The organism is Acinetobacter sp. WCHAc060042 (assembly GCF_003231195.1).
In the GTDB taxonomy this organism is placed as follows: Bacteria; Pseudomonadota; Gammaproteobacteria; order Pseudomonadales; family Moraxellaceae; genus Acinetobacter.
The window spans coordinates 43,505-67,762 of sequence record NZ_QKVN01000020.1; the positions used below are offsets into that span (position 1 = coordinate 43,505).

Annotated in this window: 26 protein-coding genes; 14 read left to right on the forward strand and 12 right to left on the reverse strand. The window is 41.4% G+C overall.

Annotated features, from left to right (window positions below; translation table 11 throughout):
- Positions 1-24: 24 nt before the first annotated feature.
- The 3 genes from DPG01_RS10195 to DPG01_RS10205 all read right to left on the reverse strand — a co-directional run bounded on the left by DPG01_RS10195 (position 25) and on the right by DPG01_RS10205 (position 2,092).
- On the reverse strand, positions 25-474 hold the full coding sequence (locus tag DPG01_RS10195) for an ammonium transporter (protein WP_086209979.1): 450 nt from the start codon (positions 472-474) through the stop codon (positions 25-27).
- 70 nt (positions 475-544) lie between these two features.
- On the reverse strand, positions 545-1,534 hold the full coding sequence (locus tag DPG01_RS10200) for a hypothetical protein (RefSeq protein ID WP_110975003.1): 990 nt from the start codon (positions 1,532-1,534) through the stop codon (positions 545-547).
- Positions 1,535-1,846: 312 nt separating this feature from the next.
- Positions 1,847-2,092 carry a SlyX family protein gene (locus DPG01_RS10205; RefSeq protein WP_110975004.1) on the reverse strand — a complete coding sequence of 82 codons (246 nt, stop codon included), beginning with the start codon at positions 2,090-2,092 and terminating at the stop codon, positions 1,847-1,849.
- 35 nt (positions 2,093-2,127) lie between these two features.
- Here DPG01_RS10205 and DPG01_RS10210 point away from each other — a divergent pair, with 35 nt between their 5' ends.
- The 4 genes from DPG01_RS10210 to DPG01_RS10225 all read left to right on the forward strand — a co-directional run bounded on the left by DPG01_RS10210 (position 2,128) and on the right by DPG01_RS10225 (position 6,409).
- Positions 2,128-4,029: an ATP-binding cassette domain-containing protein gene (locus DPG01_RS10210; protein ID WP_110975005.1), complete on the forward strand. Its 1,902-nt coding sequence runs from the start codon at positions 2,128-2,130 to the stop codon at positions 4,027-4,029.
- Positions 4,030-4,192: 163 nt separating this feature from the next.
- A complete protein-coding gene (locus DPG01_RS10215; RefSeq protein ID WP_110975006.1) occupies positions 4,193-4,705 on the forward strand; it encodes an FUSC family protein in 513 nt (170 codons plus the stop codon).
- 208 nt (positions 4,706-4,913) lie between these two features.
- Positions 4,914-5,141 (forward strand): hypothetical protein, encoded by a 228-nt coding sequence (locus DPG01_RS10220; protein ID WP_228156987.1) that lies wholly within the window; start codon positions 4,914-4,916, stop codon positions 5,139-5,141.
- 320 nt (positions 5,142-5,461) lie between these two features.
- Entirely contained in the window at positions 5,462-6,409 is a 948-nt protein-coding gene (locus DPG01_RS10225; protein ID WP_110975008.1) for a lauroyl acyltransferase, read from the forward strand.
- Positions 6,410-6,687: 278 nt separating this feature from the next.
- On the opposite strand, the gene DPG01_RS10235 is transcribed toward DPG01_RS10225, so the two are convergent.
- Positions 6,688-7,797 (reverse strand): endonuclease/exonuclease/phosphatase family protein, encoded by a 1,110-nt coding sequence (locus DPG01_RS10235; protein WP_110975009.1) that lies wholly within the window; start codon positions 7,795-7,797, stop codon positions 6,688-6,690.
- A gap of 185 nt (positions 7,798-7,982) precedes the next feature.
- Between DPG01_RS10235 and asd the strand changes: the two genes are divergently transcribed.
- The 5 genes from asd to truA all read left to right on the forward strand — a co-directional run bounded on the left by asd (position 7,983) and on the right by truA (position 13,840).
- Positions 7,983-9,101, forward strand: a complete 1,119-nt coding sequence (gene asd / locus DPG01_RS10240; protein ID WP_110975010.1) for an aspartate-semialdehyde dehydrogenase — start codon at positions 7,983-7,985, stop codon at positions 9,099-9,101.
- 140 nt (positions 9,102-9,241) lie between these two features.
- Positions 9,242-10,636: a FimV family protein gene (locus DPG01_RS10245; RefSeq protein ID WP_110975011.1), complete on the forward strand. Its 1,395-nt coding sequence runs from the start codon at positions 9,242-9,244 to the stop codon at positions 10,634-10,636.
- Positions 10,637-10,701: 65 nt separating this feature from the next.
- Positions 10,702-12,012, forward strand: a complete 1,311-nt coding sequence (locus DPG01_RS10250; protein WP_110975012.1) for a hypothetical protein — start codon at positions 10,702-10,704, stop codon at positions 12,010-12,012.
- A 49-nt stretch (positions 12,013-12,061) separates the two neighbouring features.
- Positions 12,062-13,030 (forward strand): asparaginase domain-containing protein, encoded by a 969-nt coding sequence (locus tag DPG01_RS10255; protein ID WP_110975013.1) that lies wholly within the window; start codon positions 12,062-12,064, stop codon positions 13,028-13,030.
- Between the two features lie 12 nt (positions 13,031-13,042).
- Entirely contained in the window at positions 13,043-13,840 is a 798-nt protein-coding gene (gene truA, locus DPG01_RS10260) for a tRNA pseudouridine(38-40) synthase TruA (protein WP_110975014.1), read from the forward strand.
- A gap of 86 nt (positions 13,841-13,926) precedes the next feature.
- Here truA and DPG01_RS10265 read toward each other — a convergent pair whose 3' ends face one another.
- On the reverse strand, positions 13,927-14,934 hold the full coding sequence (locus DPG01_RS10265; protein WP_086209992.1) for an AraC family transcriptional regulator: 1,008 nt from the start codon (positions 14,932-14,934) through the stop codon (positions 13,927-13,929).
- A 230-nt stretch (positions 14,935-15,164) separates the two neighbouring features.
- Between DPG01_RS10265 and infA the strand changes: the two genes are divergently transcribed.
- Both infA and DPG01_RS10275 read left to right on the forward strand, forming a co-directional pair.
- Positions 15,165-15,386, forward strand: coding sequence for a translation initiation factor IF-1 (infA, locus tag DPG01_RS10270; protein ID WP_004692529.1), 222 nt, complete (start codon positions 15,165-15,167; stop codon positions 15,384-15,386).
- Positions 15,387-15,598: 212 nt separating this feature from the next.
- A complete protein-coding gene (locus DPG01_RS10275; RefSeq protein ID WP_110975015.1) occupies positions 15,599-16,015 on the forward strand; it encodes a hypothetical protein in 417 nt (138 codons plus the stop codon).
- A gap of 51 nt (positions 16,016-16,066) precedes the next feature.
- Here the strand turns inward: DPG01_RS10275 and leuB are convergent, their stop codons facing one another.
- From leuB to leuC, 4 genes are all read right to left on the reverse strand, one after another.
- On the reverse strand, positions 16,067-17,146 hold the full coding sequence (gene leuB, locus DPG01_RS10280) for a 3-isopropylmalate dehydrogenase (protein WP_086209995.1): 1,080 nt from the start codon (positions 17,144-17,146) through the stop codon (positions 16,067-16,069).
- A gap of 37 nt (positions 17,147-17,183) precedes the next feature.
- A complete protein-coding gene (locus tag DPG01_RS10285) occupies positions 17,184-17,744 on the reverse strand; it encodes a hypothetical protein (RefSeq protein WP_086209996.1) in 561 nt (186 codons plus the stop codon).
- A gap of 100 nt (positions 17,745-17,844) precedes the next feature.
- The gene (leuD, locus tag DPG01_RS10290; RefSeq protein ID WP_086209997.1) at positions 17,845-18,495 is read right to left on the reverse strand and encodes a 3-isopropylmalate dehydratase small subunit; all 651 of its coding nucleotides are present in this window, start codon (positions 18,493-18,495) and stop codon (positions 17,845-17,847) included.
- Between the two features lie 21 nt (positions 18,496-18,516).
- Positions 18,517-19,965 carry a 3-isopropylmalate dehydratase large subunit gene (leuC, locus tag DPG01_RS10295; protein ID WP_086209998.1) on the reverse strand — a complete coding sequence of 483 codons (1,449 nt, stop codon included), beginning with the start codon at positions 19,963-19,965 and terminating at the stop codon, positions 18,517-18,519.
- 614 nt (positions 19,966-20,579) lie between these two features.
- Here leuC and DPG01_RS10300 point away from each other — a divergent pair.
- Together DPG01_RS10300 and DPG01_RS10305 are read left to right on the forward strand one after the other, a co-directional pair.
- Positions 20,580-20,816, forward strand: a complete 237-nt coding sequence (locus DPG01_RS10300; RefSeq protein WP_086209999.1) for a DUF2061 domain-containing protein — start codon at positions 20,580-20,582, stop codon at positions 20,814-20,816.
- A 153-nt stretch (positions 20,817-20,969) separates the two neighbouring features.
- On the forward strand, positions 20,970-21,827 hold the full coding sequence (locus tag DPG01_RS10305; RefSeq protein WP_086210000.1) for a LysR family transcriptional regulator: 858 nt from the start codon (positions 20,970-20,972) through the stop codon (positions 21,825-21,827).
- A gap of 63 nt (positions 21,828-21,890) precedes the next feature.
- Here DPG01_RS10305 and DPG01_RS10310 read toward each other — a convergent pair whose 3' ends face one another.
- From DPG01_RS10310 to DPG01_RS10320, 3 genes are all read right to left on the reverse strand, one after another.
- On the reverse strand, positions 21,891-22,397 hold the full coding sequence (locus tag DPG01_RS10310) for a DUF2628 domain-containing protein (protein ID WP_110975016.1): 507 nt from the start codon (positions 22,395-22,397) through the stop codon (positions 21,891-21,893).
- Positions 22,398-22,470: 73 nt separating this feature from the next.
- A complete protein-coding gene (locus tag DPG01_RS10315) occupies positions 22,471-22,716 on the reverse strand; it encodes a DUF2789 family protein (protein ID WP_086210002.1) in 246 nt (81 codons plus the stop codon).
- 215 nt (positions 22,717-22,931) lie between these two features.
- Positions 22,932-23,582, reverse strand: a complete 651-nt coding sequence (locus tag DPG01_RS10320; protein ID WP_086210003.1) for an HAD family hydrolase — start codon at positions 23,580-23,582, stop codon at positions 22,932-22,934.
- A 182-nt stretch (positions 23,583-23,764) separates the two neighbouring features.
- Here DPG01_RS10320 and DPG01_RS10325 point away from each other — a divergent pair, with 182 nt between their 5' ends.
- Positions 23,765-24,247 (forward strand): RNA pyrophosphohydrolase, encoded by a 483-nt coding sequence (locus tag DPG01_RS10325; protein ID WP_004692547.1) that lies wholly within the window; start codon positions 23,765-23,767, stop codon positions 24,245-24,247.
- Positions 24,248-24,258: the final 11 nt, after the last annotated feature.

Here is a 24,258-nt window from a genome sequence, read left to right on the forward strand (position 1 = left end):
TCCTGTTTCAATGGGTCTGTAAAATTAAAGTTCAGCCAAAGACTGTAAATATGCTTTCATGGCATCTAACTGGGTTGCTCTTAAGTCAGAATGTTCATCCCAATAGATTCCCACGCAGTTTGCTTGCATATCAATAGCATAAATACCCTTTAATTCAATGGGTAAATGTTTAAACTTGTCATCACCTGTAATGAGCTCAAGCTGCTGATCAACAACACGAGCACGCATTAAAGGTAGGCGTGCATCTGGAATCAGGACACTGTAGTACGCCACCATACTGGCACGGTTCTCCGATGCCATCGGTATTTTCGTCCATTCAGGTGCCGCAACTAAACGTGGGTGCAAGCCCATCTTGCGGGCTTTTTCTCGCATCTCCCCCAAAGCTTTTTCTCTTGGACTCACACGAAGTCCAAAAATCGAGCCGAGAACGAACAAGATAATAAATCCAGCAACCCAAATTCCAATATTTTCCATAGCACAACCTTTTTATTCCTTTATTAGAGTTGCATAAGCACAATATAAAACGCAAGTTTGAACGATAAAATTAATTTAAGAACATTTCATGACTATATAAAACTTCATGTCCATTCCAATAAATATAGCCTTTATCAAGCAACTCTTTCAGTAACATACGTACATCTGACTTCGGAAACATTTGCTCAAGCAAATCACGGAGTGCATAAATATCTTTAGGTTTATTGGTTTTGAGCTCACGCAATTTGCGTGCGACCTCAAGCTGTACGGGGTCAATTTGAGCAAAATTTTTAAACAACGCTTGTTGTGCTGACAAAGTTTCCACAACAGGTTCAACAGTATCGCTCTCATCATCTTTTTTTAATTGCTGCAATGCCTGTTGTAACGTTTTCGGTTCAGTAGCCGAGTCTTGTTTTTCGATATTCAATGCCAACCATTGTTTCAATACTTTTTTACGGAAACTGATTTGCTCATCATAACGCTTCACAATTTTTAGGTTGATCAGCATACCGACCACTCGTTGGGTCTTTTCAGGTACGAGTTGCAAAATATTACTGATTGAGTTTTTTAAACCATCCAGTGTGGTTGGTTTACCTGACATTTTGCCCAAAGCATCACAATATTTTTTGACCATTTTCAAGTAGGGCTGGTTTTGAATAGTCTCTAAACTTGGAATCAGTCCTTTTACCGTTTGCAAGTCTGTCTGAATTTGGATCAAATGACAACTGATCTGAGAAGACTGCATCAATGCCAACAATAGCTCGGCTGTACTGACAGCAGAAATAAGTTCAACATGCGTCTCAGGTTCAAGTAAAGCCATTAACTGCCCCACAACAACCGCATATTCATATTCTTTTTGTTCGGCTTTTGGCGTTTCTAATACCACCACTTGACCGCTACTGATCCAACTTGCCAATTCAGTTAAATCGGACAATGCATATTCAAATTGACCTTGGCAATTCAACAAATACACAGTTGGATAGTGCTCCATTATTTCGCGCAAAAGCTTTGCCGTAGGAACATTATTTTCAAGATCAAGAAGTACAACTTTTGAAGTCATAGGGCCATTTTTATGGGATACACCAGAAAGCACGTATTAGAGTCGGAACTGCATCAAAGGTCAAATGATTTTGACGAATCCTAAACCTTGATGTGCTTTTTGGTGGTATAGATCTGTTGATATAGATCATTAGAAAAGTGCGAATGCGAAAATAATATGAAGCTATATTTTACTTACGCTTTAGACTCATTCAGTTTTGAGTCAGATCTGTACGTCTATTATCAAGCCAATGTTGGATTCCAAAAAAGATCAACACCAAAATGGATACACATACAGTAAATCTGAGAATTTAAAGCACAATAAAACCAGATCTTAATAATGTGGAGGGCGATCAGCCATCGGGTCAAAAGGTGCTATCCCATCTGAAACATCCGATGCTTCAACACGTTGATACAAAATTTGCATTTGCTTCTTTAAGTCAGCAATTTCCTGCCCTTGAACCACCAATTGTTCATGCAGTTGATCAACTAAATCATCTAAAAATGCAATTCGGACTTGCAAATCTTCAATGGGTGCGGACAATGGCGCTTGATTATCAATATTTTGTTGTTTAGACACTTCAAGTCCTCATTTGAGATTTTTCAGGAAACATTATGGCCTATATTACTTTAAGGGATGTCCAACTTGCGTTTGGTGGACCTGCCTTGCTCGACGGCGCGAACTTTTCATTGGAACGCGGTGAACGAGTGTGTTTAATTGGTCGTAATGGTGAGGGTAAGTCTACTTTACTTAAACTGATCGAGGGAAGCTTATTAGCCGACTCTGGCGAAGTTTCTCTACAAAACGGCATCACCATTTCCATGTTGGCACAAGACGTACCGATGGATTCGGGCAAAGTGGCGGATATCGTGGCAGACGGCGCAGGTGAAGCTGCGGATGTACTCAGAGCATATCATGAAGCCAGTGATGCTTGTGTGCTCGGAGACATGGAAGCGTGTGATCGCATGGGTAACCTACAACACAAACTAGATCAGTTGGATGGCTGGGCTTTAGAAACCAAAGTCAATTCTATTTTAAGTAAAATGGGCCTAGACCCAGATGCTGATTTGGCCGATTTATCGGGTGGTCGTAAGCGTCGTGTGCTACTTGCTCGGGCTCTCCTTACCCAACCCGATGTGCTATTACTAGACGAACCAACCAACCATTTGGACGTTGAAAGTATTGAATGGCTCGAAAAGTTTTTACTCGATCAAAATAATTTAACTTTACTGTTCATCTCGCATGACCGTTCATTTGTGGACAGCATTGCCACTCGAATTGTTGAACTCGACCGCGGCACTCTGCGCAGCTATGAAGGTAACTACTCACGTTACCTCGAACTGAAAGCACAGCAAATGGAAGCAGAAGAAAAGCAGAATGCACTGTTTGATAAACGCTTAGCTGAAGAAGAAGTTTGGATTCGCCAAGGCATTAAAGCCCGTCGTACGCGTAACGAAGGCCGTGTTCGTGCCTTAAAAGCACTGCGTGAAGAGTCGAAAGCCCGTCGCTTCCAGCAAGGCAAAGTCAGCATGGCGACCCAAGAGGCCAATCGCTCAGGTAAAGTCGTCTTTGAAATTGAGAATTTAAGCGTTCGCTTTGGCAATGATGCACCTATCATCAACGACTTCTCAGCATTGGTGTTACGTGGTGATCGGATTGGTCTGGTAGGTGACAACGGTGTCGGTAAAACCACCCTCATTAAAGCCATTTTAGGTGAGCAACAACACACGGGTACTGTGAAAACCGGTACACAATTGGAAGTGGCTTACTTCGACCAATTACGTAATGCTCTCGACCTTGAAAAATCAGTCAAAGATAACGTATCAGAAGGCTCTGACCATGTCGATGTGAATGGAAACCGTCGTCATATCTACAGCTATTTACAAGATTTCTTGTTCTCACCAGAACGTGCACGCACACCAGTCAAAGCCCTTTCAGGTGGTGAGCGTAACCGTATTCTTTTAGCAAAATTACTACTTAAACCCTCTAACTTAATTGTGATGGACGAACCGACCAATGACTTGGATATGGTGACACTTGAGCTGTTAGAGGAAATGTTGTCCGACTACAAAGGCACCTTACTGCTTATTTCACATGACCGCGCATTTATGGACAATGTCGTGACATCAACGTGGGTGTTTGATGGTAAAGGCAATATTGACGAATATATTGGCGGTTACCAAGACTATTTACAGCAACGCCCAGACCAAACTGTAGTGGATCAGAAAAGTGCGGTGAAAAAGGCTGTGGCAAAAGCCGAAGCTGAGGCAGAGCCTGCGGCATCAAAGAAAGTAAAACTTAGCTATAAAGATCAACGCGCACTCGAACAACTGCCTGCTGAAATGGAAGCATTGGAAAAAGAACAAGTGGAAATTAATGCTGTATTGGCAGATGGTTCACTCTTTATCTCCGATGCAGACAAAGCACTTAAACTGTCTAATCGTTTGAGCGAAATTGATGACTTATTGCTTGAAAAACTTGAACGTTGGGAAGAGCTAGACAACCTAACGAAGTAATTTATTTTTTCTTCAAAAACGCTGCTGAACGCAGCGTTTTTTTATCGAAAAATATATCTACAAATAAAGATCAGATACGAAAATTTAAGTTAGACCCAAGAATTCGCCTTATAATTCAGCACAGTTCTTCAACTTTATTTATCTATCTGGTTTTTGCATGATAATGAACCGAAACCACCTGAGCAATGCTCTCTATCTTTTTAAAATACTTGCATGTGCAGTCGTCATTGTCATTTTAGCGCTCTGTTTTGATAGTAATAAAGATACCAACTTCTTTCTATGGGCATCATTGACAGCCTTTTTAACCATTCAAATGGACTCAGGTAAAAAGATTAATTTTAACCAGTTGATAGGGAATTTTATTGGCTCTGCTGTCGGCATCCTGATCTGGCTCGCCATGGATCACTCTGCATTTATTCATAATTTTAGTATTAATTTAGAATATCTTTTTTTAATTACAGGCATTTTTATGACCAGTTTAGTTTGCGTTCTTTTTAGAGAAGGAGCCTATACAGGCATTGCATTATCGAGTTTCTTAATTGTGACGATTTATGATGTCGGGCATCGCACCATAGACGGTGCGCTACTCCGGATTGTTTATTGTTTCATTGGTTGTAGCATTGCACATCTAATTGAGAAATTTTCTGTTTTTCTATTTAAAACCAGCTACAAATAAAGCTGAATGTTCAAAACACCCAAACAACATTAAAATTAATGATTTCTTAAAAAAACGAGATACTTACCATAATACTGAAAGCTTACAATTATTCATTTCAATCGCACTATTTTTCTCTACATTGGCTCCATGATCTTTCCATACAAATCCTTGAATATATACCTATCGAATCTAATCAGATATCGAAACACTCAAAGAGAGAATGATCATGAAAAAAGTAGCATCAATTGTATTAGCAGCATTTACTACCGCAATTTTTGCAGGTTCTGCAATGGCCGCAACTTCTGCACCAAATGAAACTCACAAAGCCACAGAACAAAAAGTAGCCACCCATCAAATCCACAAGAAACAGCAAACAGATCATGCAAAAAAACAGCACGTGGCTAAAACGACAACCAAAAAAGTAGAGGGCCAAACTTCCGCTACTAAATCATAATCTTCATGAATTCTTTATTCCCTCATTAGTCATTAAAGGCTACTCAAGATGTAGCCTTTAATATTGATTCCTTTCCCGACCCATTTCTTCGTTGTTTTGATTGCTATTTTGAAATCTTATAAATTTTTTTTATAATCATAATCTTAGTTAATAAAAATAAATTCTATCAGTACACCTGTCTTTTCAAAACCCACCTATCAAAGTCTCTAAACAATGATTATCCGCAATTTTGAATGGCGGTGGCATCGAGCACAGCTTGTCCCTTCATACATGCTTCATGCTAAACTCAGAACATTCTTTTTCAGCACTTATCGCAATTTATGAGTTCTCAGCCAGACTATCAACCCGGTGAATTTCAATGGTCTTTCCTGCAACCTAAATATTGGGGTATCTGGATTGGTATTGTATTCCTTATGATACTGGCAATTCTGCCTTGGGCAATTCAACACCGACTAGCCATCCTCTTAGGCAACCTCAGTTTTAAGTTTCTCAAATCGCGCCAAGACACCACCATTCGTAATCTCGAAGTCTGCTTTCCTGAATGGTCTACCCAAGAAGTGCGTGAAAATGCACGTTTAGTTTTTGTCGACCAAATGCTGGGCGTATTTGAAACGTTGAATGCATGGTATAGCCCAAAATGGTTTACTGGTCGTGTCAGTATTGAAGGTTTAGAGCACATTGAAAAAGCACAAGCAGAAGGTAAAGGTGCGCTGCTTTTAGGGACCCATTCGACTTTGCTTGATGCAGGCGGTTACCTTTGTGCACAGTATTTTGAGCCAGATGTGGTCTATCGCCCACAAAATAATCCACTGTTGGATATGCTGATTTACCGCTGCCGTTCCACCATTTACGCAAACCAAATCGACCATGATGACATGCGCGGTTTGGTTCGCAACTTAAAAAATGGCCATGCCATTTGGTACAGTCCAGACCAAGACTTTGGTTTAAAACAAGGCGTGATGGCACCCTTCTTTGGTGTTCCTGCAGCAACGGTTACGGCACATCGTCGCTTATTGAAAATGACCAAGGCTGCGGCTATTCCATTGTATTTTTATCGTGATGGGGACATTCGAAACCCACACTATAAAGTGCTGATTGAACCTGCGGTCGAAAACCTACCTAGCGAAGACGAGCTGGATGACGCAACGCGAGTGAATCAAATTATTGAAAATCAACTCCGCATTGCTCCGACTCAATATATGTGGTTTCACCGCCGCTTTAAAACGCGTCCAAAAGGTTATGAGAAGATTTATTCTAAGAAACGCTAAATATAAAAAGTCATCACCCGAGTTCTGCATCCTGCAAAACTCGGGTACATGAGGTTGTGCTTTCAATGTTATTCTTGTTTTATTCGGTGGCATTCCATACCTACATCATATCCATGATGATTTCCATCAGCGTCAACTTCCATACTGGGATGATCCATTCACGCTCCATGTGCTGATGAGCTTAGAATAAAGCCATACCGAGTGACTCACCATTCGTCAGGTTCCCAAATCCCTGTAAGCCATATCTTACACTGATGAAATCCAAGCACCTGATGTGTTTATTGGTAATCTTTGGCAATTTCATCTGTAACCTGCTTACCTTCTCGTTCTGCTTTCTCAATTCCCTCTTCGATCGCCTCCTGCGCCTCTTGCTCATCGGCTTCGGTCTGTTCCAGCTCTTCTTGTACTTGCTCAAACACCCGACCTGTTTGCAACACTACATATACGGGAAAATGATCTGAACCAATATGGGGTAAACGCTGCATCTGTACTAAAGCAAAATCCTTACTATGGAAAACATGATCCAGTGACCAACGCAGTAAAGGATAGTCAGCATGAAACGTATTGACGAAATGCCGTCCAACTCGGGGGTCTAGCAGCCCACTAATCCGTTGAAAAAGGCGTGTGGTACGAGACCATGCCACGTCATTCAAATCCCCCATTACAATGCAACTCTCATCCAAATCTTTAATCTGATCACCAACAATCAACAATTCAGCATCACGTAAAGTGGAGTCTTTGGCTTCGGTCGGACTCGGTGGTTTCGGATGTAAGCAATATAGCTGTACTGGCTGACCTGACCTTAGAATGGCTGTGGCATAAATTGAAGGAATTTCATCGCTCAAAATAAACTTAACGTCAATATTTTCAAGCACTAAACGACTATATAAGTGCATGCCATACAAGTTATCCAAAGGCACTGCAACCCGATAGGGATAGTCATCTTCTAGTACACTCAAAGCTTGTTCCCAATGTCCATCTGACTCTAAAGTCAAAATCAAGTCAGGTTGATGCTGATGAATCTGTTGCAGTAATAAATGGTATTGAGTATTGGGCGTCAGTACATTCGATACGATTAAAGAAATCTGGCGTTCTGGCTGTAACTCTGTTTTGGCAACCGTTTTAACCTGCTTTTTCCATACAAAGGTATAAGGCAACACCATTTTGAGTTGGTACGCCACTGCCGCAATTAATCCCAGAAAAATGACTTCACGTACCCAATTCCAAGGTGCATCCCAAAGCAACATCAAAATAAATGCAATCAGTCCCAATACCAAAATCTGGAGCCGTGGAAAATCTGCACCACGAAACCACCATTCATCACGTGGAATCAGTGACCAGAAGCTTAACCAAATCACAATACATGCCAGCAACTCAACCCAGATCATAAGCAACAACTCTTATATTCTTAATTTTTTGTAGATTCATAAATTAATATCAATTTTGCATGTAACATAAACAAGATATATTGCACAATATAATTGCTGTTTTCATTGTGTAGTGCTTGCAGTTAAGCGCTCTTTTGATACACTCGAATCCCCTTTTAATTTTTAACGCACCGAGGCAAAGTGACATGAAAGTAGGTCTGGTCGGTTGGCGCGGGATGGTTGGTTCCGTCCTTATGCAACGTATGGTTGAAGAGAATGATTTTGCTCATTTTGAGCCATTTTACTTCTCTACCAGTAATGCTGGCGGTGAAGCGCCTGCGTTTGGCGGTAAAACTGCCCCAGCACTTATGGATGCATCAGACATTAACAGTCTGAAGCAAATGGATGTCATTATTACCTGCCAAGGTGGCGACTATACCTCAGAAGTTTTCCCGAAGCTTAAAGCGGAAAACTGGACAGGCTATTGGATTGATGCGGCATCTACACTGCGTATGGAAGATGAAGCCATCATCGTACTTGACCCTGTCAACATGAACGTAATTAAAGATGGTTTAGTGAACGGCACCAAAACATTCGTGGGCGGTAACTGTACTGTTTCACTGATGTTGATGGGCTTAGGTGGTTTATTCCAAAACAATTTAGTGGAATGGGCAACCTCGATGACTTATCAAGCAGCGTCAGGTGCTGGTGCGCAAAACATGCGTGAACTGATCTCTGGTATGGGCTATTTGTACAACAACACCAAAGATTTGTTAGATGACCCACACTCTCCAATTCTAGACATCGACTCTAAAATTGCGGAATTACAACGTGGCGAAGGTTTCCCTTCTGCTAACTTTGGCGTGCCATTAGCAGGCTCACTCATTCCTTATATCGACAAACAATTAGACAGCGGTCAGTCGAAAGAAGAATGGAAAGGTCAAGTTGAAACCAACAAGATCTTGGGCAACCAGCAAATCGTTCCGATTGACGGTCATTGTGTACGTATTGGCGCGATGCGTTGTCACTCTCAAGCTTTAACCTTAAAGCTGAAGAAAGACGTGCCACTCGATGAAATCGAAGATATGTTACGTCGCGCGAACCAATGGGCAAAAGTGGTTCCAAATACCCGTGAAGCATCTATGACTGACTTAACACCTGTAGCGGTAACAGGCACATTAACAGTTCCTGTTGGCCGTCTACGTAAATTGAATATGGGCAAAGAGTACTTAGGTGCTTTCACTGTCGGCGATCAATTGCTTTGGGGAGCTGCAGAGCCCTTACGTCGTATGCTCCGCATCCTGATTGACTACAAAAATACTTAAGCATTTACCGCTAAAGTATTAAGCCGATCACACTTGATCGGCTTTTTTTTGTAACCCCGATGTTAACGTTTTACAAATAACACACAACTCGCTAATCTATAATTTTCGCTTTGCGATCTGTGACCGAGCTAAAGATTAAGATGACCGTAAATAACAAATTAAAGATAGCCATTTTAGCCATTATTGCTTCGCAAAATGTGAATGCGATCACTGTCGATCCTATTCAAATTCAGTCTGCACCTGGGGAACTGTTATATGCAGAATTGAACTTTCACGATGCCGATCCAAATACTCCCATTCAAGCCAGTCTAGCCAGCGCAGAAGATTTAATGTCTCTTGGTGTCATGCATCAGCCGCCCAGTAATCTGAACTTTTTTACCCGTCGTACCAGTGCCAGTACAGGTGTGATTACAATTACCTCATCTCGCCCATTGACTGATGCAGAACTCAACATTGTGGTCAAAATCAAAGAAGGTAATGCGGCACGACTGCAACATATTAAAACAGTCAATAAACGCTCGGCATCACTTCAAGCACGCACAAATAATAATGAAAAAGCGTTAAAACCTATGGTGATCGTCAATGAAAAAGATATTGCGTTGAACTTACCAGTTAGCACACAGTTTAATAATTTAAAAACAGCAACAGCAGCAACGACAAGCAATACACCGTTGAAGCTCAATGGTCATACACCACCGAGCATGAGTACCACGACCACTACAACACCAACACAGGTCATCTCAACAGCTACGACACAAATCGCGACAATTGCACAAGCGCCAACCCAACACATTGAAACCACCACACAAAACAAGAAATCGTCAGATCCCTTGGTGCAAAAGTATGCCAACTCCCTTAAAAAAGCGGAAGCACCGATAGCAACACAAGCTAGCCCTCAACCTGTACCCAATTCAACTCAGGCATCAAGATCTGTACCCTCTACAGCTCAAACATCGAAAACGGTCACACCCAAAGCGGCTGTGACATCAAGCACGCCTGCCCACATTGTTCAATCCAATGAATCCTTATGGGGAATTGCATCACGTATTGCCACAGAACAAAACCGTCCTGTTGGTGAAGTCATGCAACAAATTAAATCCAAGAATGAACATGCATTTATTCAGGGGGATGTAAACCGTTTACGTCGTGGTGCAAATCTTAATTTAACGGGTCTACAAACAGCCAAAACAGAGCAAAAAGTCTCCGTTTCTTCACTGCCAAAACATAGCTCACAGCAATCAGGCAAAGCCAAGTATCGCCTCAATCAAGCGGAAATGAGTTTGGTTGCAGAGAAAGAGCAAGATTCAAACAATGGTTCTGCCAAGAAGTCGACAGAAAAAAATCAAACATCGAACGAGTTGTCATTAAAAGTTATGACATCCCGTGAAAAAACCGTTAAATTACAGAGAAACGTAACGCAATTAGAACTGGCACTTAATCAGAAAGATCAGAGAATTCAATTACTAAACGCTCGTCTTGCACAATTGCAACAACAATTGAAAGCACAACAAACTGATAAAAAGCCAACACACTAAAGTGTTATTTTGATTATTTGATTTTGGATGAACTTGCACAACGACAAGTTCGAAAGGGGTAAAACATGCTGATTTATGTGATTCCATTTATCTTACTATTGGTTGTTGCCATAGTCTTAAAAAAGCGTGAGGCGAGTAAAGAAGCAGAGCCAAAAACTCAAAAAGCAGTGGCTGCAAAAAATAAAGCCAAAAAAACTAGCCCGTCTAAAAAAACACCTCAACAAACTCAAGTCGTTGAAGATGTGGTCACTAAAAAAGCCACAACACCTCTTGCAACCGATCTCCGCAATAAAATTGAAGGGCAAATTCGTGATCGCAATTTCTTTTCAGCTGAAGCGCAGATTAACCAAGCATTAAATAAAGACAATTCACAACATGAATTATATTTACTGCTATTGGATATTCACTTACTACAAAAAGATGAATTTGCAATTAGCCAATTGCTGAATCATTTACGCTCTCTGAAACTATATGATATTTTGACGCAAGCAGAAGCCAAAAAATCAGATTATGAGCAGTTAAATCAAACAAATACTCCTGACACAATTCAGTTTAAATCAGTTGATATCGTAGCACCTGCATCCCAAAGACCTGTTGTTGAAGCACCAAATACTGCTGATTTCGATGCGCTAATGTCATCAGACAGCACAACAGTGCCTCCTGCACAAAGTATTACTGTTGAACCAGTTCAAGACATTAAACCACTAGATTTTGATACCTCAGCATTCACAACCACAACAACTCACCCCGAACCAGAAACACGTATTGAAGTACCTACTTTAGAATTTGATACTTCCAGCCTAAACACCATAGCAACTGAACCATCTCAACCAATTGGGGAAATTAAGCCCCTTGATTTTGGTTCGTTGTCATTGGACCCCACCCCTGCTCAAACGGAACTTCCTACAGAAGATATCAAACCTTTAGATTTTTCGTTCAATCTTGATGCGCCTTCTACAACAACTGAAGCTGAAACTTCGTTGATTGCGACACCAGATGAGCGTCCTGAATTTACATTTGATTTTTCAAACCAACCCACAACTGAAGCGACAACAGATATTTCTCCTGTTTCTTTCGACACTGTTAGCCCAAATGCAGCAATAGTAGACGAAACACCTGCAGTTATTACGCCAAGCCTCAGTTTTAGTCTTGAGTCTACGATACCTACCCATAAGACTGAAAGTGATCCTCTGGTACAATCTTTCCCTCAACTAAGCGAAGTTAACGAAATCCTCTTAAACTTTGAGTTAGCTGAGCAATATATTCAATTGGGTGCTTTTGAAGCTGCACGTGAAATTCTGGCTGAACAAGAAGCAAACTACAGCGTTGAACAACGAGATCAAGCTGAACAATTGCTAGGTCGCATAGCATCCTAAGTCATTTCGTTTTAAACTAAAGCAGTCATCACCGACTGCTTTTTTTATAATGAAAAAAATTGCGCTTATTTATATGGGTGGAACCTTTGGCTGTATTGGTGAACCTTTACAACCCATGCCTGCCGAAGACTTTATTCCCAAACTTACCCATGTCTTGCCGATTCATCTCGACATAGAATGTTTTGTTGCACCTGTCATTAAGGACAGTAGTGCATGCACAGCCGCTGATTGGTTATTGTTGATTCAACAGATCCAGCACTTACAGTTGCAACAGTTCCAACATTTTGTCGTGATTCACGGCACAGACACCTTGAGCTATGCCAGCGCCGTGGCAGCACACTTTATCGCTGACTCAGCTCATGTGATTTTCACAGGTAGTCAGTACCCCTTACTCAATGTACAAGGAACTGACACCCGTGAATTTAGTGATGCCATCAACAATTTGAATTTTGCCTTAGATGCCGTAGTGAAATACCCTATCGGCGTTTATTTAGCATTCCATCAATATTTGTTTCACGCCCAAACCGCTATAAAACGACATACCACTGAACTAGATGCCTTTAGTGGTCTGCCTGCTGAACAATCTATTTCGCACAATTTAAAAGCACATATTGTACAAACACGTGATGTAGAACAATCACAACAGTTCAACTGTCTTAATCTAATGATGCAACCTGTTGGCTTAGAACAGCAAATGCAGAACTTAAGAAACCTCTTAGTGGCCCCACCCCACTTTCTCATTTTACAAGGTTTTGGGACAGGTAATTTAGCCGTGAATGCCGAGTTGACTGCGCTTTTCGATGACCTTTATGCACAAGGCTGTGTTGTTATCTTAAGCACCCAAGTTCCTTTCGGCCGCACTGATCAGCGCTATGCCGTTGCCGCGTGGACAACCCAAGCCAAAATAATTGTCAGTGATTGCCTCGGGCATGCAGATCTGTATGCCAAAGCCCTCAAAATGTATTTACAATACCCCACCGCTGAAGAACGCTTCAGCCATTGGCATGATTTGGGTTAATTTGAGGTACATATGCAACGTTTTGCAATCGGCATTGAATTTTGTGGGACACATTATCGTGGCTGGCAAACTCAGCAAACTGGCGTGATCAGCGTACAAGAGACGATTGAAAAGGTGCTTTCGAAAATTGCCAATGAACCAATTAGCCTACATGGTGCAGGCCGTACCGATGCTGGCGTTCATGCAACCAATATGGTGGCGCATTTTGATAGCTCCGCGCTTCGCTCCGAACGTGGCTGGCTAATGGGTAGCAATAGCCAACTACCCAAAGATATCTCGATCCAATGGATCAAAGCGATGGATCAAGACTTTCATGCGCGCTTTAAAGCACAAGCACGTCGTTATCGTTATGTGGTCTATAACCATCCGCAGCGACCTGCCCTGATGCATAAACAAGTCACGCATGCTTATTATTCACTTGATGTAACCAAGATGATACAAGCTGCACAAAAGTTTGAAGGCACACATAACTTTGAAAGCTTTCGTGCTGCAGCATGCCAGTCTAATCAACCTGTACGCCATGTGAGCCATTGTCGCTTAATTCAACATGGTCCATATCTGGTGCTCGACATTCAGGCTGATGGCTTCTTACACCATATGGTCCGCAATATCATGGGCTGTTTACTAGAAATAGGACAAGGTATGTATGAAGTCGAACATATTGAGGCTATTTTCGCAGCAGAAGACCGTAAAGCTGCTGGCATTACTGCGCCTCCTGATGGACTATATTTTATTCATGCCGACTATCCAGCACAGTTTGAATTACCTAAACAGCCCCTTGGACCGCATTGGCTGAATATGCCAGAATAATTTATTTTTCAATCTCTCCCTAGTCGCTCCTTTTTCAAAGGACATGAGACTCCTCCCTTGATAAAAGGGAGCTTAGGAAGAATTGTTTAACGCTGCTTCCGCTTGCGATATTCCACTGGGGTTTCATTGGTCCAGCGTTTAAACGCACGATAAAAGGTACTTGGCTCTGAAAAACCAGTCAAATATACAATACGTTCTACACTTTCAGCCGTATTGGCCAAGAGCTTTTTCGCCAAACGACAACGGTAATCGGACAAAATCTGTTGAAAGCTAGTATTGGCTTCAGAAAGCTGAGTCCGTAAACGCCTTGGGGTAATACTGAGCTGAGAAGCCACCGTTTCCAATGTGGTCTCCCCGCTCTCAAGAGTTGAACCAATGGCTCGACGCACTTCACCAACCAAGTCATAACGTGCTAATTCTTGAAGTTTTTCAATCGCTAACTGCTCATGCAGTTGCAACAGTTCGGGCTCTGCCTGCCACAAGGGATAAGCCAAAATACTTGGATCAAAATATAAACGCGTTTCTTTTTGCCCCAAACTTACTGGGCATTCATACACCCGAAAATACTCATCATCGGATGCGCCTTTCGTGAAATTAAAATCAATATAGATCGGCTCAAAACGCCCTTCCGTAATGAATTTAAAGAAACGCAAGATACCTGACATTGCACATTCAGAAAAATGTCGATTGACTAAATTTTCAGCCCAAGGCTGTTCACCGTTAGTCAAATAACACCGGTCATCCTCAATCACCAATTTGGCATGAAACGCATCACTAATCAGACGTTGATAAGCCAATGCACGCTTTAAACCTTCACCAAAATTTTCAGATGAAATAAATAAATGTTCAATTACCTGACCACGGTATAAAGGTAGATTTTCTCCCAAATGTAGACCGATATCAGGATCGCGGCTCACCTCTTCAGCCGCCACCCAAAAAGCATATTGAGCGTTCAAAGGCGTACGGTCATTGGTTTCAACTTGGTTTAAAGCCACACCCGCCTTTGTTAAAATTTCTTCTGTTGGCAACCCTGAACGACGAATCGCTTGGTAGCCTAATCGCAATACAACCGATGCATCCGTTAGCTGACCCACGCTAGAACCTTCCTTGTATGTTCTTCATTTATACATAAAACATTAAAATTAGATTAACTTCGATTGACCAAACTGACAACAACTTATGCAGTTTTTTTGTTGAAAATCTTTATTACTCTTGTTCGCTTATTTTACTGACAGATGATCATGCAACCGCCCATTCCGCCTTGTTTTATGCAAAAAAATTGACTATAATTTGCGCCTTTCCAATTTATTCATTCAGGTAGGCTATGGCCAATAAAGAGGAACTCATCGAGTTCGAAGGCGTTGTCACCGAGACGCTTCCTAATACTATGTTTCGTGTACGTTTAGAAAACGGTCATGAAGTGATTGCTCACATCTCTGGTAAAATGCGTAAACACTATATTCGTATTTTGACTGGCGACAGTGTTAAAGTAGAAATGACACCTTATGATTTGTCTAAGGGTCGTATCACTTATCGTGCGCGCTAAGTTTTAGCGAAGCAAAAAAGCCACTTTTTAAGTGGCTTTTTTAATGTCTGCGCTTAGACTAAACGTTATACATCGACTATATTTAAACTACAATTAATTGCAGTATTATTTGCATATCAACATACCGTTTATCTCAAATTACTCGAACCATACTCAAACGAATATCCAGATATAGAATACTAAAAGGGTGTCTCTCTGCTTAGGGGATAATCATGAAGCCCTTTATTGTCAGTTCCTTGAGTTCCATTTGCTTTCTACTACTTCAAGCTTGTAGCAGCGCTCCAGCGCAAAATCACACCGTCATTTCATCCACTAAAATTGCGCTCCCCGACTATTTAGAACAATATATCGGCCAAGATGTATCGAGCATACGGCGTCAGCTCAACTTACACAGACTCGGTTATGAAACCTTAGGGTCACCAATTCAAACATCAAACCAACTGAGTTACACCATCCAAATTCCAACCCCTATGCCCACTATGCGAAGCGACAGCAGTGTCGGCGCGATTCCTATTCCAACAGCAACCCCATATTATGATGTACAGTTAGAATGCCAAGTTCATTTCTTATTAAAAGACAATATTGCCCAATCTGTTCAATACCAAGGCAAAGCCTGTAAAGGTTATTAAATCTTGGGAAAAAAAACGCAGCGAATGGCTGCGTTTTCCAGTGTATCTAACTTAGTTCAGTGCAACCACAACCGCCTGCCCCATTTCCGCAGTACCCACTTTGCTCATGCCTTCAGACATAATGTCAGCAGTACGTAAACCTTGATCCAACACACTTCCTACAGCATCTTCAATCGCTTTTGCAGCAGCTTCTTCACGGAAAGTATAGCGTAGCATCATTGCAACAGACAGAATGGTCGCCAATGGGTTAGCAACGTTTTGACCTGCGATATCTGGTGCAGAACCATGGCATGGTTCATACATACCTTTGCCACTTTCATCCAAAGATGCCGACGGAAGCATGCCAATCGAACCCGTTAACATTGCTGCTTCGTCAGACAAAATGTCACCAAATAAGTTACCTGTCACAATCACATCAAACTGTTTTGGTGCACGAACCAGTTGCATTGCTGCATTATCTACATACATATGCGACAAGTTAATGTTTGGATAATCTGCTTCTTTCATGGCTGTTACGGTTTGCTTCCAAAGCTCTGTCACTTCAAGTACATTGGCTTTGTCTACAGAGCACACTTTACCGCCACGTAAGCCTGCAAGTTCAAATGCGACTTTGGCAATACGCTTAATTTCAGACTCAGCATAAACGTCAGTGTTAAAACCTTGTTTTTCGCCATTTTCCAGTTCACGAATACCACGTGGTTGACCAAAGTAGATGCCACCAGTCAATTCACGAACGATTAAAATGTCCAAGCCTGCAACAATTTCAGGCTTTAAACTTGATGCATCTGCCAATTGCGGATACAAAATCGCTGGGCGCAAGTTTGCGAATAAATTGAGCTCACTACGAATTTTTAATAAACCACGTTCTGGACGAATTGAGCGTTCAATGTTGTCCCATTTTGGTCCGCCAACTGCACCAAGTAAAATCGCATCTGCATTTTTGGCTTGTGCTGCAGTTACCTCTGGATAAGGTGAACCATGTGCGTCAATCGCAGCGCCACCCAGTAAACCTTGTTCCCACGTTAAACCTAAATTGAATTGATCGTTTACTCGTGTAAGCACTTGTTCTGCGGCTTTTACAATTTCAGGACCAATGCCATCACCCGCCAAAATCAAAATATGTTTAGACATGAAAAATTCCATTGTTGGTGAGTTTTAACTCACACGATTAAAGTTTTTGTTCTACAAACTCACCCAAGCCATTTAGGACATTGTACGGTTTGCAAAAACGACGAATTGTTCTTTGGTTTTGCTTTAAATCGACACATAAAGGGTCAGGTGCAGACATATTCAATAAACTTCCCTGATGTCGACTGCGCGCACGAAACATTCTAAAAGTATAACGTTCAGCAGGCTTAAAGCGATGAATCACATGTAAGGTTTCTGCTCGGTCTGCTGAGACTGGATAGAAGCGAATGACCAGTTCATGCTGCCCAGCAGGCACCGACAAAAACAGTGAATTTGCATCATTCAAATCATCTCGCTTCAAACGAACAATTTGTTCTCGAATTGCATCACGGCTCACACGATGATTGTCTGCATTGACGATTTTGATTTTATTCAATCGCTCAAACTCACAGTTCACTGTACCTGTACAATAAATTTGTGCATTGTTTTTACTTGCTGGGGTTTCATGAATACGCTTTATACTTGCCGTATTCATACTTTGACAGGCAGTTAATGTGCCTATCAAAGCAAGTAGAGCAATACGACCATAACTCGTCACCATTGTTCAAGTCCAACCTTTACCAGTAGCAAAACGATTAAAATTCTTTTGCTCTGATATTAACAAGAGATAAACCGCAGCACTAGTTATATCGTTTCTTCAATTAAGCATGAATTTCTGAAAACACCCATGGACGCGCAGCTTTGGTCTTTTCTTCATAAGCACGAATCTCATCTGCTGCTTGTAAGGTCAAACCAATATCATCCAAGCCATTTAACAAACAATGCTTACGGAAAGGATCCACTTCAAACTTGAAAGCTTCACCCGATGGTGTACGCACTTCTTGCGCATCCAAATCAATCGTCAGTTGATAGCCTTCATTTGCTGCACATTCTTTGAAGAGTTGGTCAACAATCTCTTCAGACAAAATCACAGGCAACATGCCATTTTTGAAGCTGTTGTTAAAGAAAATGTCTGCATAACTCGGTGCAATCACGGTACGGAAACCATATTCTTCCAGTGCCCACGGCGCATGTTCACGGCTAGAACCGCAACCAAAGTTCGCGCGAGAAATCAAAATCGAAGCACCTTGGTAACGTGGCTGATTCAATGCAAAATCGGGGTTTTTAGGACGTTTTGAATTATCTTGTCCTAAAAAACCTTCATCTAAATAACGCAATTCATCAAATAAGTTTTCACCAAAACCCGTGCGCTTAATGGATTTCAAAAACTGTTTTGGAATGATCAAGTCTGTATCGACATTGGCACGGTCTAAAGGTGCAACGATACCCTGTTCAACGGTATATTTTTTCATGTCTATGCTCCCAAGCCCGAATTAAAATGAACGCACATCGACAAAGTGACCTGCAATCGCTGCTGCCGCTGCCATCGCTGGACTCACCAAATGCGTACGACCGCCATTGCCCTGACGACCTTCGAAGTTACGATTGGAGGTCGATGCGCAGTGCTCACCAGGTTGTAATTTGTCTGCATTCATGGCTAAGCACATTGAACAACCTGGCTCACGCCATTCAAAACCAGCTTCAATCAAAACTTTATCTAAGCCTTCCGCTTCAGCTTGAGCTTTCACTAAACCAGAACCCGGGACCACCATCGCCTGTTTAATGGTACTTGCCACTTTTTTGCCTTTGGCAACTTCCGCCGCTGCACGAATGTCTTCGATACGCGAGTTGGTACATGAACCAATAAAAACACGGTCTAACTGAATGTCTGCCAATGCCTGACCTGCGGTTAAACCCATGTACTGATAAGCACGCGTCCAGTCATTACGCTGTACATCATCTTTGGCTTGTTCCAAAGTCGGCACCGCTTGAGAAACTGGAATCACCATTTCAGGCGATGTGCCCCAAGACACTTGCGGCTCAATCTCTTCACCTTGCAACACCACCACAGTATCAAAATGTGCGTCTGCGTCCGAATGTAAAGTATTCCAGTAAGCCACTGCTGCATCCCACTGTTCACCTTGTGGTGCGTAGGGACGACCTTTCACATAGTCAATGGTTTTATCATCAACAGCGACCATGCCCACACGGGCACCACCTTCAATCGCCATATTACACACGGTCATACGACCTTCAATCGACATATCGCGGAAGACTTGACCACCAAACTCAATGGCATGACCAGTTCCCCCCGCTGTACCAATTTTACCGATAATGGCTAAAACGACATCTTTCGAAGTGACACCTTGACCTAACTTTCCATCAACACGCACTAACATGTTCTTCATCTTCTTTTGAACCAAGCACTGGGTTGCCAATACATGCTCTACTTCAGATGTCCCAATCCCGTGTGCCAAGCAACCAAAAGCACCATGCGTTGCCGTATGAGAGTCGCCACACACCACCGTCATGCCTGGTAAAGTTAATCCTTGCTCAGGTCCCACCACGTGTGCAATACCTTGACGCACATCATTAATGTCAAACTGCACTACATTAAAAGTTTTGCAGTTGTCGTCTAAGGTTTGGACTTGAATGCGTGAAGTATCATCTTCAATGCCTGCAATACCTTCTGATCGCTCTTTGCTTGAGGTTGGAACATTATGGTCAGGTGTTGCCACGTTCGCACTTAAACGCCATGGCTTACGGCCTGCAAGTTGCAAACCTTCAAAGGCTTGTGGCGACGTCACTTCATGTAATAAATGACGGTCGATATAGAGTAAAGCTGAGCCATCATCACGCTGTTTTACTAAGTGGTCATCCCACAATTTGTCATACAATGTTTTTGGAATTTGGGGTTTTGCTTGTTGGTTTTCGCCTGCCATGTCGATTGACTCCACTGGACTGGGTAATTCTTTCATTAAAAACGATTATAACGGTGATTTCACATAAATCTAATTTATCATTTTTATTAATTTAAAAACTTTTTGGAATTATTTTTAAATCACTCAAGTTCATGCTCTGCTACCGAGTTTAGACGCTTTCAGCAGATTTTACCTAAGCTCATAACACATTGTATACCGTGCTTTTTCTAAACTGAACCATCCCAAACCAACGTTTATTTTCTCTCAATTAACGCTTGAAATTATCTATGCTTGCATTAGACATAAAAGTAGCGCTGAGAATCCAATAGAGTCAAACAACAAAACAAACTCAGCTCAACATTGCCGACATAAATTCACTAGTAACATTCAATTTTATGCGGAATGAACGCTCTTAATTCTTGGCATAACTTGAAGTTACTTGTATTTTTACAAAAGGATTAATGGTTCAAGCAAAAGCCTTAATCTCTGTTTTTATTATGTTAAACATAAAACGAAGCACATTATTTCACTTGATTCAAAAATTCAATCGAGACCAATCAAAATTTCATTTTGACTTTGCTAATGATAATAATTATTATTTACAAATGTAAAGTGTTATTGAGAGGACTTTTATCATGTCAAACATTCAAAAATTTGTAGCAAAAAATCAACGCATCTTCAAAAAAACTTTAAGCTACTACATCATGCATATTACGGTCGCTATGTTAGTTGCGTATATGGTCACAGGTAACTTATGGATGGCGGTTACCTTAAGTTTGTTAGAACCGACTGTTCAAGCTTTTGCCTTCTTCTTCCATGAGCGAATTTGGGAAAGAAAAAGCCGTAGCCCAGAAGAAAATATTCCGGCCTAAGCCCCATCTCCTCTCATTAACTTAAAAAGATCACTTTTAGTGATCTTTTTTTATCTCAATGCAGATGAAATAACACCCGATTTATTTTAAAGATCGCAATTCATATAAAATGATTTTATAATTCAATTATACTTTCATAACCAGATTATCCTTATGAATCTTGCAGCCTTCGAAGCTTTTGTAAAAGTCATGGAAACCGGCTCTATTTCTTTAGCCGCAGATCAACTCTTCATTACGCAACCTGCTGTGACCAAACGTATTCATAGTTTAGAAGAATATTTTGGTGTGAAACTGTTTGAGTCGGCAGGTCGTGGTGTACAAGCCACGCATGCCGCACATTCACTGCTGCCTAAAGTCAAAAATTGGCTCAATGAACTGGGTGACATTCACCATACCTTGAGTCATGAACAAGGCATGGTTCAAGGCAAACTTAAAATTGGCACCAGTCACCATATTGGTTTACATCACCTACCCAATCATTTACGTGAATATGTACAAACCTTTCCCAATGTCACTTTAGATGTACACTTTGTCGACTCAGAGCAAGCGCATGAAAAAGTACTGGCTGGTGACTTAGAATTGGCTTTTTTGACGCTTCCACCGAAGTTAGATGAGCGTTTGCAATATGTCACCATTTGGGAAGACCCCTTAGTTTTTGTAGCAGCGCCCTTTCATCCGCTGGCACAAATGCAAAACTTAAAACTCGAAGATCTGATTCAGTACCCAAGCTTATTGCCTGCGTCTCAAACCTATACCAGCCAAATCACACTGGCAGAATTTGAGAAACAAGGGCTAAAACCTAAAATTAGCATGAGTAATAATCCACTCGAATCAATTCGCATGTTGGCATCTATTGGATTGGGCTGGTCAGTGCTTCCCAAGACTTTGATCAATCAAGACCTACAACAGTTAAATATTAAATTTGAAATGAACCGCCAATTGGGTATGGTTTGGCATCCTGGGCGAACGCAGTCGCGTGCAGTGCAAGAATTGATTACGATGATGAAATAAGCGCTGTACCAAATAAAAAAACCATCCTGTAGGATGGTTTTTTTATTTGGTGCGAGGAGTGACTTAAGAACCGCCTATAGCCAATGCAATCAGTCCAAGCCAAATCGCTAACAAAATCGCACCGGCTAAGAGATTTGTACCACCACGATTTTCTAATTCTGTTTCGACATTGCCATTTCCGAACTGGCGGATTTTAGTAATCTGCTTATCGACGTGATGCTTATACAAAGTGTTACCCAGCATGCCAAATGCAACAGCCAAGCCGATATTTGCCCCCGAACTGTCAATCCCCAAAAGTGCTTCAACAATCCCGATGAACACAATCAGAGCTATGGACATAAAGCCATAACTGTACATTTTCCGATAAAACAACCAAATTACGCCCAAGAAAAAAGCCGCAACATTAAATCCTGCATATTGTTTCTTGGGTGTGATTTTTTCAAATTGAGCCTGATAGTACGACGCATATTTCTCCCCGATAAATACAGCACGATCTAGTTCGAGCTGATCGACTGAAGCCCGTCTCTCTAAAACACGAGGCGACGGAAAAGATTGTTGATCTAAAGACATAAATTGCTTCTTATTTTTTATTTTATTGAAGAAATGGGGGCAAAGCTTTTCAGCATCGCCCCAAAAATATCACTTATTTTTTAATCAATGAATCTTCATGTAAAGATTCATTGAGTTGATCCACAATAATTGCCCACTCACCATCCGATTTAATTTTTTCTGCCAAAAACTGACGTTGCGCTTCAGTCCAATATTCCGCATCAACAATCATGGTTTGCGCATTAAGCTGATGCGTTACAATAAATAAGGCAATCGCATCTTCATTTGCATCTAAACCGAGTTGCTCAAACAGATGGGTCATTCTTGGTCGTACACTCATGTTATTCTCCACGATACTGTTCTAATTTTTACATAGTCAAAATAGCTTTAGCCAAGTTTTAACATAGCATATTTAGTTAGTTTTCCAAGATTTGTCGTCCCATCACCGCAATATTTTATCAATAGATTTGCTTTCAATGAAATTGACTGACTCAATGTCTTTGCAATAAAAAAGACGACCCGAAAGTAGCCTTTTCAATATCGAAAGATAAATAATTAAATGGACCAGTCTTGGATTTCCCATGCCTGATCTTTAGCCAATGCTTCCAAACGATCATCAGGATTAACAGCTATCGCATGGTCGGCGTATTCCAGTAAAAAACGATCATTAATAGAGTCCGAATACGCCCAAGACTCGCTGACATCACGCCCTGCCAGCCACTGATCTAAACGCGTCAATTTACCTTTTTGGTAGCACGGCGTATTTATCACTTTGCCCGTGTATTTGCCATCAACCACTTCAGCATTGGTTGCAATGATTTCGCTAATCCCAAACTCGCGAAAAATTGGGGCGGTAATAAAGTCTGAAGTGGCCGTGATCCCAACCAAAGCATGCCCTGCCTCTTTGTGACGTTGAATGGCTTGAAAACCATCAGGACGCATTTGCGGGCGAATCACTTTTTGCATGAATAACTCATGCAGTTCAGTGAGGTAGGTATTGTCATGTTGAGTTAAAAATTCAAACACAAATTCATTATAAGCAATCGGGTCGAGTTGCCCTGCTTTGTAATCTTCATAAAATTTATCGTTCATGGCACGATGGCGAACTGGATCAACCAAGCCCTCATTCACCAAAAACTCTCCCCAAGAATGATCCGAATCGGTGTTTAACAAGGTGTGATCGAGATCAAATAGCGCCAATTTCATGAAAATACTCGTAAAAACTGAAATTTAAGAAAAAATTTGTAAATCTATCTCCGCTAGTCGATAGAAATTCGTTAAGATCATAGCAATTTTAACATTTTTAAACTTTGCTTTTTTCGAGTTGGATACAGAAATAAAAATCCCCGATCGCAAAGTCATAAATTACACAATATTTAGGTAGCCAAATGATCGATTCGGAAGGTTTCCGACCCAATGTCGGGATCATTTTGGCAAACGAGTTTGGACAAGTTTTATGGGCAAAACGCATTGGACACAATGCTTGGCAATTTCCACAAGGAGGTATCCAATATGGAGAAACCCCTGAACAGGCACTTTATCGTGAGCTGAGAGAAGAAGTTGGCTTACTGCCCGAACACGTCCAAATAGTAGCGCAAACTAAAGGTTGGCTGCGTTATCGTTTGCCGCACCGATACATTCGTACAGATTCCGATCCCGTATGTATTGGACAAAAACAAAAGTGGTTTTTACTCAAACTCACTGCCCCCGCTCAGAATATTCGTTTGAATTTGTCTGATCCGCCCGAGTTTGACCAATGGCAGTGGGTCAGCTATTGGTACCCACTGGGGCAAGTGGTGAATTTTAAACGCGATGTATACCGCAAAGCGATGGTGGAGTTGTGCAATCAGCTCCCTCAAAAAAAGCCTTAAAAAATCTAGAC